The 14,714-nt window shown below is 46.8% G+C and carries 12 protein-coding genes; 6 read left to right on the forward strand and 6 right to left on the reverse strand.

The features are described from left to right. Positions 1–214: 214 nt before the first annotated feature. The 5 genes from EKN16_RS27495 to EKN16_RS27515 all read right to left on the reverse strand — a co-directional run bounded on the left by EKN16_RS27495 (position 215) and on the right by EKN16_RS27515 (position 4,664). Positions 215–1,231: an aminoglycoside phosphotransferase family protein gene (locus tag EKN16_RS27495; RefSeq protein WP_125664226.1), complete on the reverse strand. Its 1,017-nt coding sequence runs from the start codon at positions 1,229–1,231 to the stop codon at positions 215–217. After that, entirely contained in the window at positions 1,228–2,391 is a 1,164-nt protein-coding gene (gene rsgA / locus EKN16_RS27500) for a ribosome small subunit-dependent GTPase A (RefSeq protein ID WP_232016048.1), read from the reverse strand. Before rsgA ends, EKN16_RS27495 begins: the two co-directional genes overlap by 4 nt. A gap of 222 nt (positions 2,392–2,613) precedes the next feature. Beyond that, positions 2,614–2,838 (reverse strand): hypothetical protein, encoded by a 225-nt coding sequence (locus EKN16_RS27505; RefSeq protein WP_125664228.1) that lies wholly within the window; start codon positions 2,836–2,838, stop codon positions 2,614–2,616. A 471-nt stretch (positions 2,839–3,309) separates the two neighbouring features. Further along, complete coding sequence (locus EKN16_RS27510) at positions 3,310–4,149, reverse strand: SDR family oxidoreductase (protein ID WP_125664230.1); 840 nt, start codon at positions 4,147–4,149, stop codon at positions 3,310–3,312. A gap of 89 nt (positions 4,150–4,238) precedes the next feature. Further along, complete coding sequence (locus tag EKN16_RS27515; RefSeq protein WP_125664232.1) at positions 4,239–4,664, reverse strand: MarR family winged helix-turn-helix transcriptional regulator; 426 nt, start codon at positions 4,662–4,664, stop codon at positions 4,239–4,241. A gap of 530 nt (positions 4,665–5,194) precedes the next feature. On the opposite strand from EKN16_RS27515, the gene EKN16_RS27525 reads away from it, so the two are divergent. Then, positions 5,195–6,049, forward strand: coding sequence for a VOC family protein (locus EKN16_RS27525; protein ID WP_125664235.1), 855 nt, complete (start codon positions 5,195–5,197; stop codon positions 6,047–6,049). Positions 6,050–6,138: 89 nt separating this feature from the next. On the opposite strand, the gene EKN16_RS33585 is transcribed toward EKN16_RS27525, so the two are convergent. Continuing rightward, entirely contained in the window at positions 6,139–6,273 is a 135-nt protein-coding gene (locus EKN16_RS33585) for a hypothetical protein (RefSeq protein ID WP_260182931.1), read from the reverse strand. A gap of 213 nt (positions 6,274–6,486) precedes the next feature. Between EKN16_RS33585 and EKN16_RS27530 the strand changes: the two genes are divergently transcribed. From EKN16_RS27530 to EKN16_RS27550, 5 genes are all read left to right on the forward strand, one after another. Then, positions 6,487–8,097, forward strand: a complete 1,611-nt coding sequence (locus EKN16_RS27530; RefSeq protein WP_125664237.1) for an alpha-amylase family protein — start codon at positions 6,487–6,489, stop codon at positions 8,095–8,097. 359 nt (positions 8,098–8,456) lie between these two features. Next, positions 8,457–10,628 carry a GLUG motif-containing protein gene (locus EKN16_RS27535; protein ID WP_232016597.1) on the forward strand — a complete coding sequence of 724 codons (2,172 nt, stop codon included), beginning with the start codon at positions 8,457–8,459 and terminating at the stop codon, positions 10,626–10,628. Between the two features lie 73 nt (positions 10,629–10,701). Next, positions 10,702–12,051 (forward strand): S-layer homology domain-containing protein, encoded by a 1,350-nt coding sequence (locus EKN16_RS27540; protein ID WP_125664241.1) that lies wholly within the window; start codon positions 10,702–10,704, stop codon positions 12,049–12,051. Positions 12,052–12,312: 261 nt separating this feature from the next. Continuing rightward, the gene (locus EKN16_RS27545) at positions 12,313–13,656 is read left to right on the forward strand and encodes an ABC transporter substrate-binding protein (RefSeq protein ID WP_232016049.1); all 1,344 of its coding nucleotides are present in this window, start codon (positions 12,313–12,315) and stop codon (positions 13,654–13,656) included. A gap of 162 nt (positions 13,657–13,818) precedes the next feature. Then, the gene (locus tag EKN16_RS27550) at positions 13,819–14,703 is read left to right on the forward strand and encodes an ROK family protein (protein ID WP_125664243.1); all 885 of its coding nucleotides are present in this window, start codon (positions 13,819–13,821) and stop codon (positions 14,701–14,703) included. The last annotated feature ends 11 nt before the right edge of the window (positions 14,704–14,714 follow it).

Here is a 14,714-nt window from a genome sequence, read left to right on the forward strand (position 1 = left end):
GGAATCCAGGAAGTTTCCAGCAACGATGACGTACATCGGAGCTTCCGATGTGACGCCGTAAACGTTTGTCAATTTCACTGTCGATTCACCGACTGGAATGCCCGCGTCGTCTACGATATCACGAGCAAGCCGCCGGCGACGATCGAAGGGGAGTAATGAAAGAAACTCCGAAAACCCACTACAATCAAGGGTTTTCGGAGTTCTTTTTTTAGAGTCAACCCCGCGCAGGGCTGGTCTTCATTTCATAGATTTTTTGGAGCGTATGGACACGCTTCGTCTTCTCGTCATCGTCCTCTGTGTGGAGGTACCACTCCACAAGCCTGTACCCGAATACGAGAAGGATCAGCTCGTAGACGCAATGATCGGCGATAGGGGATACATCCGCATACTCCGAAAAGCCTTTGTAATACGCGGGGACACATCGCTGGTAGTATTCGACCATGTGATCGATATCCGCTTCATCCGCAATCAGGCTTGCGAGATCCTCGCCCAGGTAGCCCCATCCGGATGTATCCCAGTCAATGAGCGCGATTTTCCCGTCGGCATAGATCAGGTTGGTCACCCAGAAGTCCCGGTGGCATAGCACGAGGGGCAATTTTTCGATGCGGGCGAGTATCTCGTCTGCGTGCTCATCGATGTCGATGAGCATTTGCCGCACGTGCTGCGGGAATTCGCAGTCCTCCGAGCGTATATAATCGTAGACGACCGGCCATGACCGGTAATGCAGATACGTATTCTTCATGAGATCCGCATGGCTCAGGTTGGTCAGGCTCTGCAGCACAGCGGGCTGCTCCGCATACAGCTTGCCTTGATAGCGTCCTAACTCCAGCGCGGCCTGTTCATACATGTCACCGGTCAAGTCTAAACCGGTTACGCCATCGATATATTCCAGCCACAGCTGGAATTCATTTTCTTCGGCATTGATCTCGGCATGATAACATGTCGGCCAGCGGAAGGCATCCGAGAACGTCGCTCCAAAGTCAGACGCATAGAGATCATATTCTCGGCGCCATGAACCCGGATCGCCGTAACGCTCCCATTTCTTCTGGATTTTCAGCACGATACGGTACGGCAATTTTTCGCCTTCCGCGGTTTCGGCGATCCCCGTTACCAGGTACACATTTCCCACAGTTCCGCCCTGTAACGGCATGGTTTGGAAGTCGGCAGAGATGATATCCTTCTTGAACCGTCGACTTAAGGCATAGATCAGCGTTTCGAATTTAATATTCATTTCTTCCAACCTCCGTTTTTCTTCGTTTGCTTGCTCCACATGGCGATCGTTTTGTTTCTCGCCCGCTTGTCGATGAGGTAGCTCGTTTTATCCTGGACAAACTTGTTCTCATGCTGTTGGGCAACATAATGCTCCCACCGTTCACGCGGCAACGAATCGTTGGCAAGCGCGGCGAGAACGGCACAGCCCGGCTCGGCCTGATGGCGGCAATCCGTATATCGGCATTGAGGGAACCATTCCTCCACATCGGTAAAGCTTGCGCGTATGCCTTCGTCGGCATCAAAAAGCCCAAGCTCACGCATACCCGGAGTATCGATGACCATCGTACCGGAGGGGAGCATGAACAGCTGACGGTGCGTTGTCGTATGCCGCCCCCGGCTGTCGACCTCCCGGATCGCCTGAACCTTCATTACGTCCTGTTCTATCAACGCATTGAGCAGAGACGATTTACCGACGCCGGACATGCCGAGAAAGACGACTGTTTTACCAGGCATCAAGTAGGGATCGAGTTCGTTCAGCCCCAGGCCTGTATGACTGCAGATCGCGTGAACCGGCACATTAGGGATGCTTTGTGTGATTTCTGCGAGCGGGAGATTATAATCTTCAACGAGATCAGCCTTGGTCAGAATGAAGACCGGCTGGCCGCCGCTCTGCCTGACTTGTGTCAGGTAGCGCATGATGCGGGTAACGTTGAAATCCCAATTCAGAGAAGAAAGGATAAACACATAGTCAAAGTTGGTTGCGACGACCTGTTCCAGCACGGTTTTGGCATAGCCTGCGGCATGCCCTGAGTAATCCGAGCGTGAGAACTTGGATCGGCGGGGCAGTACCGTAACAATGAGAGAATCTCCGCTCTCGTTGTAGTGCAGCAAGACAAAATCACCGACGCACGGAAAGTCTACGCGCGTTTCCGCGCTGTGATAGAACGCTCCTTTGAGCACCGCCGTTACTTCGCCGCGCTCGGTCATGACCGTGAAGCGCTCGCGCCGAAGCTCCGTCACCCTGCCGGGCAATAATCCGTCGGGAATTGCTTCTATTTCTGTGTAGCCATAGGTTTTCAAATCCATCATGGTTTTTTTGTTAGCTCCTTTAATGTTGTTTTTTGGACGCAAAAATGCCACGGACAAGCAGCCTCTAAAGAAGCTGCTGTCGCGCGGCATCAGGACGCAAAAAAGATACGACCTTCATCGTATCCTGCAAACAGCAATATTCACGAAAGGTTACTTTGGATGGCATACCAAATAATACGGGCGTTTTCCCGCTTTTTTCGTGTATGCCTGCTATTCAGTTTTAAGACCAAACCACCATATAAGTAGTTGCCATTAAAAACATCTCCCTTCGTGTCAGGAACTTGCTTATCGCTAAGCTGTCTATAAAATAACCTAATTTGGAAAAAAAATCAATGCCGAACAGCGCATATTGTGTCGACCTGCTCCATCGAGTCTGCCGTTAATAAAAAACTCGCGAGCATCAAAAGTCAGCGTGAGCGCTTCCTCAAGTTGTTTGAAGGAAACGGCGTCGATGACGACCTTTTCTTCGAACGACTCGGCGAGTTGAAAGACCGTCAGGAGCGGCTGTTGTCCCGGAGGAACGAGGTCGAGCATCAACTGGAGTCCATTCCCCCTCCAGGTACCATATCATTTTGTGACCCCAAAAAGCTCGCAGAAGCCCGTTTGCGCCGATTTCGCCACCAAGCGTGCCCCTTCCTGAACCCATGTCCGGCAAAGCGCCCTTCCAAGCCTGCTGCGAGCTTTTCTCCAAAAAACTTGCCCTACTTGTGATATGGTTCACCGTGAATTATCCTAGAATTTATCGCATGGATTAGCTTATTTACAGTTCTCTCGATGATCCGATAACCCATTCTTTAATCGTAGTGGAGTGCGAAAGAAAGTACGTGCTGATGCTGAGTCAATAATTCTTTGGGATGGTATATCAAAGATCGGCGAAATTGCAGAAATCGACAAGAAACTCATTGAATACTCGTAACGTGATTTGTTGAACTTTTCATTAGCAAATTCGATGCTGGCAATCGGACAATGTTCTTTTCATCATCCGACATCTGCTCTTAAGGCATTCGGCTACAAATTCAATTGCAGCTTGCGTGTATTTAACATCCCATCTAAACCGGATGGATCATTCCCTATTTTATAGGCAACGAATTTCTCTGCTGCCTCCGATGTGCGGATACGCAGCGGCTTAGTCTCCATGTTGACCAAGTCTGCCATAACATCGGCAACAGATTCAGCTGTCTGAGGCACGGAATTCCGGGTGGAGAAGTTGTGGATATAGGATTCAATTATGGCTTTGTACTCATCGTCGCGAATGCCGCCCGTTTGTTGGATTTGTCCTAAGACGGTACTGTTGAAGTTGGTAGCGATTGCTCCAGGTTCGAGCAGGGTGATATCAATATTGAACAGTGGCTTGTAATAGGTAGCCATACCTTCAAGTAAGCCTTCAATAGCGAATTTACTTGCACAGTAAATTTCATTGAACGGCTGGCCGACTAATCCGCCGACACTGGAAGTAGCAACGATATGCCCGCATGTGGATTTGCGAAGGAGAGGAAGCCCAGCTTTAATGGTGTTAATAACGCCATGAACATTGGTATTGAATACTGCCTCGATCTCTTCGGTAGTGGCTTGACCTAATGCGCGGAGGAATCCATAACCAGCATTGCAAAACAATACATCAATTCGGCCATGCTCCTGCTCAATTACGTCGAATGCGCTCTGAAGGGTCTCTGGGCGAGTTACCTCCATCTCAAGAAACTGTAGATTCTCCACGTCCCCGTATTGTTCTTGATCACGTGCTAGGTTGCGCGTTCCCGCGTATACACGCCAGCCATTGCTTGCGAATTTCAAAGCGGTTGCGAGTCCAATACCTGCCGATGCACCAGTAATAGCAATGACCTTATTCATTGTAGACACTCCTTCTTATTAAATGTTTAGTAATTAAACAATATAATCATTAAACAATTTAGTCAAGCGAAAATAAAAAAACCACCGCACTAAACACGATGGGAATGCAAAGGTAATTTATCTAACAGTTCTCTAAGTAACGCTAGTTCTTCTTTGGAGTAGTTGGCCAATAGCAGCTCTATTTTCTCATTGTAAGTCTCAAGAATTGAAGCGGATAACTGATGGCCTTTATCGGTAACATCAATTTGCAAGCTTCTGCGGCTTGTCGGATGCGGCTTACGTGCTACGAGCCCTTGTTCCTCTAACTTATCTAACAGCTGTGTTATCGCACCGCGAGTGAGACCAAATTCGTTAGCGATGTCAACGGCTTTCGCATCCGTATGCTTGCGAAGAAATTCTAATGCATACATCATAATTGGCGAGATTTCAAAAGCTGGAAGTACTTGTGTAAGAGAAGAGGAGAGCGAGTTCTTGATTTCTCGAAACATTAGCGTAATCGCTTGATAATCCTCCATAATAGGCTCCCTTATTATTCGCGTAGTTGTTTAGTTATTATACCAACATTTATGAGTGGTATGGCAAGTTGTATTGTTTTATCAGTAGATATGAAATATTCTATTAGCGATACAAATCCCAATTTTAGGCAAAGCTTATACAAAATAAAGGTCAGTACTGGTATTGGTTAGAAGAGGATTTTGCATCTTTAGGAGATGCTTACGATAACTGATTTTATTGGTGCTTGTCAACGAAACAAAAGCGAAGCGGACGGAATCGTTCTGAAGAAGCGATAGCGTTCGCCTTTGTCTCCTTATTTCTACCCCTAAGGGATAGAATCAAGAAATAGGGAGACAACAGCGATCGTAAGAATGATCCGGTCCGCGTAGCGGGCTTCGAATGATCCGGTCCGCGTAGCGGGCTTCGAATGATCCGTCAGCGCAGCGGCTTCTACGCACCATGCTTCGAATGTAAGAAAAGCAGTTTTGCATCAAGGGTAGGATCAGTATTAGAATGGAGGGTAGCAACCCTTAAAAAGGAGAGGTAATATATGTTCGAATCCATTCATCCAGGCACATCAATTGGGCAAGTGAGTTTGCGAGTAAGTGATCTACAGCGGTCGATTGAATTTTATCGTAACATTGTTGGTTTGCAAGTGCTTCGAGAAGAGAATGGCATGGCGGAGCTGACTGCTGATGGAAAGACGCCGCTTCTAACGCTAAAGGAAATTCCAGGTGCAGTCGTTCGGCCTCGTAGATCAGGAGCGGGCCTGTATCATTTTGCTATTCTGCTGCCAGACCGTAAATCATTGGGACTTTCACTGCGACACCTTGTACAAAGCGGCATACATATCGGCCAAGCGGATCATCTTGTCAGTGAAGCGCTGTATATCGCCGATCCCGACAATAACGGTATTGAGATCTACAGAGATCGTCCGAGAACGGAGTGGCAGCGAGATCAGAAGGGTGAATATATCATGGCTGTCGATCCCATTGATTGGGACGGCTTATTAGAAGAGGCTGGGGACGAGGCTTGGCATGGCCTACCTGAAGGGACCATTATTGGGCATATTCATTTGCATGTGACCGATCTTGAGGCGACAAAACAGTTCTACCATGACGTGTTAGGCTTCGACATTGTGGCTCACATGGAGAAGTCAGCGTTATTCATATCTGCGGGGGGTTATCATCACCATATTGGGCTTAATACATGGGCAGGTGTAGGTGCGCCCCTTACGCCAGCAGATTCACCAGGCTTATCCTATTATCAAATTAAACTCGAGGATCAGGCCGCGCTTGATGCAGTAATCGGTCGTTTGAGTGCCGCGGGTATTAACATCGAACACAATTCCGGTTCGGTCATCGTACTTGATCCATCGGGAATAGAGATTCATTTGGTTATTTGAGGACGAACTCCTTATCCATGGCCATCTTAGCTGTAGTCTAAGTCTAAGAGGCCAGCTAGTGGATACTTCATAAAAGCTGACGTCTGTGGTCATACCTCTGTTACCGCAGACGTCAGCTTTTCGGCTTTTTCAGAAAAGTATACGTGATCTTGCCACCTGTTCGAAATCTGCTCGATTACTTCTTCCAAATCTCCTGCTTGAATTCTTCGTTCTACAACACTCATGAACGATCCTCTCCGTTATCTGTATACCAAATTTTATTGCTTCTTACATAGAATCCCCATTATAAACCGTTTCGAATATTTATCTTTGTGACCACCTCCGTGGAGGATATATCGGTTTGTTGTTCATCAACGGTAGGTATATGAAGACGGGCGTCGAACAATTAACGAGACGAATCATAAGAAAACAGAAAACATCATAAGGAGCTGGATTGCATGTCACTACCCATTATGAGAGAACCTAATGTTGTTTTAATAGAAACGGAAGCAGGATGGAAAGCGCCTGAACGCGTCTCTGAAGGGCAATGGCAGGATAAAGGACTTGAGCTGACGATTGCACGTAATCAAGACGTTGTAACGGTCGAACTCGAAGCAGCGACGATACCGGTCAAAACAATTAAGCTTCGTTGGACGGTTCCTACGCGTGGCCCTTTGACTGTCCTTGGTGATCACTGGGAGCGGGCTTATGGGGATCTCGAGTGGAGGGGCATCGTACCAGAAAGAACGATGCCGTGGTACTTTCTCACCAATGATGGTACGGTGACGAATGGTTATGGCGTGAAAACAGGGGCTCGGTCATTTTGTTACTGGCATCTCGATAGAGATGGAATAACGTTTACAGCTGATGTTCGTAATGGCAGCGAAGGTGTTCGGCTTGGGCAAAGAAAGCTGACAGTCGCCGAAATCGTTGGCTACGAGGGCGTGGACAAGGAGTCAAGCTTCACCGCGGCAACCCGTTTCTGCGCGATCATGTGCGAACGTCCTGTCATGCCAGCACAGCCGGTCTACGGCGGTAACAATTGGTATTATGCATACGGTAATAGCTCGCATCAGGAAATATTGGAGGATTCGAAGTTCATGTCGTCTTTAGCATCCTCGACGACGAATCGTCCCTACATGGTTATCGACGATGGCTGGCAATTGTCTAGCGGCGGTGCATGTAATGGCGGCCCTTGGCTGGGAAATAAGCATTTTCCACAGATGGAGCAATTGGCAGGCGAGATGAAGGAAATTGGAGTGAAGCCGGGCATTTGGTTTCGTCCGCTTCTTACGAGTGACTCTGAATTACGGGAAGGTATTCGATACACCGCTTCGGGCGGTAACATCTTGGATCCAAGCATGCCGAGTGTGCTGGATTACATAGCAGAATCGCAAGCTCGCATGGTTTCGTGGGGCTTTGAGATGATCAAGCATGATTTCTCAACCATTGACATGCTTGGTCAGTGGGGTTTCGAGATGAAATCCAGAACAAATGCTTTGACCCAGCCATTCCATGATCGTACTAGAACGACAGCAGAGATTACGCTCGATCTATATCGCGTGCTAGCTGAATCTTCTGGTAAAAGCGTCGTTATCGGCTGCAACACGGTTAGTCATTTGGCAGCGGGACTCTTTGAAATTCAGCGAACAGGTGACGATACGAGCGGCAGGTCATGGGAGCGGACAAGGTATATGGGGATTAATACACTTGCCTTCCGGATGCCGCAGCACGGCACTTTCTACAGTCACGATGCAGACTGTATTGGGATCACCGATCAAATTCCGTGGGAGCTTAATAAGCAATGGCTCGAGTTGTTAGCGGGAAGCGGGACTCCACTATTCGTTTCCGCTTCGCCTTCTGCTGTTACAAAGGAGCAGGAAGCTGCACTTCGCGCAGCTTTCGAGCTTGCGGCGAGACCGCTTCCGTCAGGCGAACCGCTGGACTGGCTGGAGACAACCTGTCCAAGCCGCTGGCTGCTGAATGGCAAGGAAACAGAATTTGCGTGGAACCGCGAATCGGTAGAGCTGATTACTAGCGCTGGCGAAGATAATAGCTGGTGGAAGTAAACGGGTAACATCAGCGAGGTAAGCATTGAACTTGCAATCGTATTGTAATGAAGCTGACATATAATTTTCAGCTTGCTTTCATAATCGTCCCTTATACTAAGAACAACCCCCCTTTTTACAATAGAATTACTTTTAAGACCCACAGCCCGTAGCTGTGGGTCTTTTTTTGTCTGCCAAAGGAGGTATCCGCTGGGAGATACATCTTTAGAAAAGTACCGATGTGAATGGCTTTTACCGCTCCTTGTAGGCGTACTCTTTTCCTAATGTCGAAGTTTGTCATTTTGCCGTCATTGGAGGGTGATAGAATAGTCTTGATGAAGCAATAACATGAATTTAGAGGAGGAAATGGAGTGCGTAATATGTATAAAAAAGGAATGTCCATCATTCTAGTCATGCTGATGGTGATGGGTGGAATATCGGGAATTATTGTGCCTGGAGGAGGAACAGCGTATGCTGCGGCTGATTTTGCAGTAGGAGCGGGTACAAAAGCTAATCCGTTCGAAATTGCAACAGCTGATGAGCTCAATGCGGTGAGGGATCATTTAGGTGATTATTTCAAGTTGACAGCGGATATTAATTTGAGTAGCTACGCTTGGCAGCCGATAGGCGATCAAAGTTATCCGTTTCACGGAAATATAGACGGCAACGATCACATCATTACGGGGCTTACAATTAATCAGCCTAACGGGACATATGTGGGGTTATTTGGCTCTGTAGGTGCGGATGGTTCTATTATGAATTTGAAGCTGAAAAATGTTGATATTCTTGGTAAAAATAGTGTCGGCGGCTTGGTTGGTCAAAATTACGGAACAATCAGCGACAGCTATGTCACTGGAATTATACAAGGTGGCACGGGAAGTAGGTATGTAGGCGGCTTGGTTGGTGTTAACATTGGAACAATCAGCAACAGCTCTGCGATAGGAATTGTGAGTGTAGAACAATATGGAGGCAACTTGGTTGGTAACAATGGGAATGGTGCCCTAATCAGCAACAGTCACGCCTTAGGAACATTGAATGGAGCTGCTGCTGGTAGATTGTTTGGATATGTATATAACAATGCAGATATCAGTAACAGTTTCTATGGATGGGATTCTGTAGCTCTGACACCAGGAACCAAAGTCGGAACTACGAAGTTGAACAATGTCTATTATGGTATGGAATATTCGACTAACAATGGTGTTGCGTACACGGAAATCACGAATACTTCTGTCGATGACATTGTTGTAAATGAGGGAAATTCAATCCGTGTCCGTGCAGCAGTAATTCCCTCAAGTGAAAAGATAATAACGGTTAAACAAGCGGACATCCAGTGGGATCTCGATTCACTTCAATTGGAGTCAAATGCTGGTATAGTTACGCAGGGGAAAGTAAAAGTTGTGAGAATACCTGCAACAAGTAGCACTTTTTGGGCAACCCCTGGACAAGTAACTGCAGAGGCGGATCCGGGAGTAGGGACAATGCTTAGCGATGTTGGCAAGTACAGCATTAATTTAAGCCAAACCCCTTTTGTACCGGCTGTCGCTGGTAATATCATTTCAGTTGTTGAGGTAGATAACACGAAAAAAGTGATTGGCTATAAGACAATTGAAGTTGCCACTGAGAATATCGGCAAGGTTCTACCACTGGTCGACAAGGAGAATCCGATTCTTCAAATAGCAATGAACGGAAGCAGCAGAATTTACGCTGGGGATCTGTACAATGACGCAGAAAATCATGGGATGACGATTGTCAGCGTTGAAAGCTCGAAACCAAATGTGGTTGGTGCAGCATTGATCCCTAATGGGAAAACCCCTTATGTACAGCTAAATGGTGTAGCATTAGGCACTGCTGTTGTGCACATCGATGTTGAGGATAATTTAACACATGACAAGTTCGGGAAGACAGTGCATGTCAATGTATTGAAGAGAGGACCTTATATTTATAACAATTCTGAGAGTGATTTTGTCGGTAGTGCAAGCAGTATAGAGATTGAACTTCCTGATAGTGAATGGGCATTGCCGACAATTGAAGTGAACGATGTGGTTGTACCGAGTACGAGCTTCAGCTATACTCCTGGGGATTATGCTAGTAAAGCAAAAGGGAAAATTTTGCTCAAGGCAGGTGTGTTGTCGGCTGGTCGGAATCATATTACTGTGAAGGTTGCTGGCTATGTTGATGGAGAAACCTATATAGATCTTTACAATTCCGAAGATAGTTTCTATATGGATATCGAAAAGACAAGCGATGGTCTAAAAGCATCTGTTAATGTCGTTTTGAATATTAAGGCTGGTTATTATTACTGGGGTAAGGCGACTGTTGTATTCCAACTCATGAATGGCAATGTACCGGTAAAAACGTATTCTACTCCAGTAAATGAGATGAAGGGATTTCAAACCTTTTCAGTTGATATCCCAGCTAATTCCAATTATTCGGTTAGAGCTTTTATCATTACGGGAGGAACTGCCTACGAGGATAATATGGGCTACAATCTAGCGAAGCAAGTAAACGCAGACGATTTTAAACAGCACTATGAGGATTGGTGGAATGACTAGATAAGAAAAGATAAAAAAAGAAAAGAAAAGAAAAGAAAAGAAAAGAATAGAATAGAAAAGAGGCAAAATAGAAATGAGAATACGTACATGGAGTTTAACCTTAATTATCGGACTATGCGTAGCGATGTTCCCCAGCTCATTATTTGCAGCTGTAACAGTGAGTCCAATATCCAATACTGTCCAACTGGGCGGTCAAGTAACGATAAAGGGCACATCAGATCAAACGGAGGTCATTATCAAAATCTATCGTCCTGATCTTAGCCTCCTGTATTTCAATATAGTCCAGGTGGTGAAAGGTTCTTACATCGACACCATTACCCTTGGAACGAATGAAGTTATTGGAACCTACGAGATCAAAGTCGGAAAAGGGGACCAAATTGAAACGACACCGTTGAAAGTGACAACCGCCAGCAGCGTAGGCGGTTCAATTACGCCAAGCGATGACACCGTTACCTCAACGGATGGCAAATTAACACTTCCCGTCGGCAAAAGGGGTCTGGTTAGTTTGGGAGATGCTGTCTCCATCACGATTCCGGCTAATGCGACTAACAAAGAGCTGAAATTAACGATCGAGAAATTGCTGGATACTCAAACTCTTCTAAACCATAAAGAATTTCTAGCCAGCCCTGTATTTGAGATTCTAAAAAATTTCACAGATAACTTCACCAATCCCATTACATTGACCTTTGCGTTCGATCCTACGATCTTGAAAAGCAACCAAAAGGCATCTGTGTTTTATTATGATGAAGTGAAGAAGGTATGGGTAGAAGTCGGCGGCAAGGTAAACGGTAATCACATAACCGTGGAAGTTAATCATTTTACGAAGTATGCGGTAATGGCTGTAGACACGTCAACGGAAGTACCCGTTCCCGGTACGACCGATAAGAGCTTTAGCGATATCGCTGGACACTGGGCCGAGGCTAATATCAAGCAAGCAGTAAGCGATGGAATCGTCAGCGGTTATCCGAACGGCACATTCAAGCCGAATGCTAGCGTGACACGCGCGGAATTCGCTGTGATGCTAATGAATGCATTGAAGCCACAAGATGAAGGAACAGCACTAACCTTCACGGATGCGGCGAAGATCGGGGCATGGGCGCAGAAAGCAGTCGCACAAGCTGTACAAGCAGGCATTATTACAGGGTACAAAGATAGCACTTTCCGTCCGGATGCAGACATTACGCGTGCTGAAATGGCAGCGATGGTCTCCAAGGCTCTGGGTAAATCACTCGAAGCGAATGCCGCAACAGGCTTTGCAGATGACAAAGATATTCCGGCGTGGGCCAAAGGCAGCATTGCTTACGTGAAACAAGCAGGCATTGTCCAAGGGAAAGGCGGTAACCGATTCGCCGCTCAAGACCTTACTACAAGAGCTGAGGCTGTTACGGTTCTGCTGAATATGTTGGTACAAAAAAGCAAATAAAGTTTATAAATAGAAAGCAAAAATGTCCTTTAGGTCAATTCCTAAAGGGCTTTTTTGCAGCATTGAAGGTGATGACAGATTACGCTGGACAGCTTAGAATGTTTAAGGCAGGGCTTAATCCAACTACTTTCAAAGTGATGATTCCTAATAAACTAATCATTTCAAAAGTCCTTATCCGAGAATAATGAAATCTGTACGGTCGCTTGATGGGTAAGATACAACTAGAGAGCTTCATCTTGTAGAGTGAAGGGGTCGACAAATTTGATAAATAAAGTACACCGACTGCGACTAATTATCTCGCTTGCAGCATTCAGCCTGTTGATGGGCTGCTCCTCTAATCATAATCAGTCCAAGGTGCCAGCCGAGGGGGCCGATAAGCTAGCGACGGAAGACGGCGTGACACTTACCTTCTGGAGGAACTCCGGGAATGATGCGGAGAATGCCGCCTACGAGAAGCTTGTTGCTCAATTCAATATGAATAATCCAACCATAACGATTGAGATGAATCCTATTCCCTATTCCGACTATGATACGAAGCTGCGTACGTCCATTGCTTCGGGCAATCCTCCTGATATTATGACAATCGATGCGCCGAGTATGGCCTCTTACGCTGAAGCAGGTGCGCTGAAGCCGTTGACAGGTTTCTTCAAATCAGACGGTAACCTGGAGGATATCCCAACAGCAACCTTATCTGCGTATACGTATAAGAATGATATCTTCATGGCCCCGCTTACGGAATCCTCCATCGCGTTGTTCTACAATAAGAAGATGTTTGAAACCAAGGGCATTCCGCTCCCATCTAAAAATCCGGAGGAGCCACTGACATGGGAACAAGTCCTGGATGCGGCCAAAAAGCTGACGGATTCATCCAAAGGCATCTATGGTATTGATCCTGCGCAAGGCTTCCAGAATGCGGGAGCGACGGCCTATTTCAAATACCCGATCATATGGCAGTTCGGTGGCGAAGTGATGAATGCCGATGGAACGACTTCGAAGGGCGAGCTGGATTCTCCGGCAACGAAGAAGGCGCTTCAGTTTTATGCCGATTTATATAATAAAGATAAGGTTTCTGCACTTGAGTATCCACCGGATCCGTTCCCCAATGGGAAGCTGGCGATGACTGTCGACGGATCCTGGTCGCTCTCCCATTATGCGAGCGATTTTCCTGATTTCAAGCTAGGGGAAGATTATGATATTGCCCCACTGCCCAAGGGAACCCGGCAGGCAGTAGCGAATGGCAGCTGGTCACTTGCGATCTCATCGAAGAGTAAACATGCAGAAGCTGCGTGGAAATTCGTAAACTTCGTTACTGGTTATGAAGGCCAGAAGGCCTATGTGGCGATGACTAAGGATATCCCTGTTCGCTATTCCGTGGCCAAGGAGATTGCAGAGCTGAATGATTATCCGAAGAACATCTTCGTCGTTCAAAATCAGAAATTTGGTCGTTCCCGTCCGATCACACCGATCTTCCCGCAAATGTCGGATGCGGTAAACAAAGTATTCGAGGAAGTGACAATCGGTAAGCGTGACATCGATACATCGGTTGCCGACGCGATCAAGAAGATTGACGAAGCTTATGCGGGCCTGCAAGCCCAAATTAAATAATCGCGTTAACAAAGAAGAGACATTCGGTGACGAATGTCTCTTCTTGCATGCAAGAAACAAGAAAATTGAAAGTCGAAGTCTGATGATAATGGAAGGATTGCGACATCGCGTCTGCTACAATGAAACCAAATAAATTTCAACCTTTAAGAGGAGACTTCATATATGCGTATTGGCGCCATTGAGGCAGGAGGCACGAAATTCGTCTGCGGTATCGGAAATGAACTTGGAACGATTGAGGATCGGGTCAGTTTCCCTACTGAGCATCCGGAACGGACGTTAAGCAGCATCATTGCTTATTTTGAAGATAAGCAAGTGGAAGCGATTGGAATCGGCACCTTCGGTCCGATCGATATTAATCCGGCAAGCTCGACCTATGGCTTCGTGACGACAACACCAAAGCCAGGGTGGTCGGGATTTGATTTCCTAGGGACGATGAAGCAAGCATTTGATCTGCCTTTTGGATGGGATACGGATGTTAATGCTGCTGCTTACGGCGAAGCGGCATGGGGCGCAGCCAAAGGGTTAGACAGCTGTGTCTATTATACGGTGGGTACCGGAATCGGTGTTGGCGTGTACGCGGAAGGCAAGCTTGTTCACGGTCTTGTACATCCGGAGGGCGGGCATATTCTAGTTAGAAGGCACAAGGACGATACGTTTCTAGGAAATTGCCCTTACCACGGTGACTGCTTGGAAGGAATGGCATCTGGTCCGGCTATTGAACAACGTTGGAAAGTCAAAGGAAACGAGCTTTCTACGGCTCATTCAGCTTGGGAGATGGAAGCCTACTATATCGCTCAAGCCATTACGAGTACAATTCTGCTCCTTTCTCCGAAGAAAGTCATCCTTGGCGGCGGAGTCATGCAGCAGAAGCAGTTATTTCCATTGATTCGCGCAGAGGTACAGCGTCACTTGAATGGCTATGTAAGCAGCTGCATGATCATGGGAGCGATAGAGACGTATATTGTACCCCCTGGTTTAGGCGATAATGCGGGTCTATGTGGCGCGCTCGCGCTTGGTTTAGCTGCTGTCAATCAAGCGAAGGGCTAACCCTATCTGGA

It is taken from the genome of Paenibacillus baekrokdamisoli (assembly GCF_003945345.1).
GTDB lineage: Bacteria > Bacillota > Bacilli > Paenibacillales > Paenibacillaceae > Paenibacillus_Z > Paenibacillus_Z baekrokdamisoli.

Excerpts from the sequence above, each read along its gene's own strand:
- EKN16_RS27510 (WP_125664230.1), bottom strand. The coding sequence starts at position 4,149 with ATGAATAAGGTCATTGCTATTACTGGTGCATCGGCAGGTATTGGACTC.
- EKN16_RS27525 (WP_125664235.1), top strand. The coding sequence starts at position 5,195 with ATGTTCGAATCCATTCATCCAGGCACATCAATTGGGCAAGTGAGTTTG.
- EKN16_RS27550 (WP_125664243.1), top strand. The coding sequence starts at position 13,819 with ATGCGTATTGGCGCCATTGAGGCAGGAGGCACGAAATTCGTCTGCGGT.
- EKN16_RS27540 (WP_125664241.1), top strand. The coding sequence starts at position 10,702 with ATGAGAATACGTACATGGAGTTTAACCTTAATTATCGGACTATGCGTA.
- EKN16_RS27530 (WP_125664237.1), top strand. The coding sequence starts at position 6,487 with ATGTCACTACCCATTATGAGAGAACCTAATGTTGTTTTAATAGAAACG.
- rsgA (WP_232016048.1), bottom strand. The coding sequence starts at position 2,391 with ATGCCGCGCGACAGCAGCTTCTTTAGAGGCTGCTTGTCCGTGGCATTT.
- EKN16_RS27495 (WP_125664226.1), bottom strand. The coding sequence starts at position 1,231 with ATGAATATTAAATTCGAAACGCTGATCTATGCCTTAAGTCGACGGTTC.
- EKN16_RS27515 (WP_125664232.1), bottom strand. The coding sequence starts at position 4,664 with ATGGAGGATTATCAAGCGATTACGCTAATGTTTCGAGAAATCAAGAAC.
- EKN16_RS27535 (WP_232016597.1), top strand. The coding sequence starts at position 8,457 with ATGTATAAAAAAGGAATGTCCATCATTCTAGTCATGCTGATGGTGATG.
- EKN16_RS33585 (WP_260182931.1), bottom strand. The coding sequence starts at position 6,273 with ATGAGTGTTGTAGAACGAAGAATTCAAGCAGGAGATTTGGAAGAAGTA.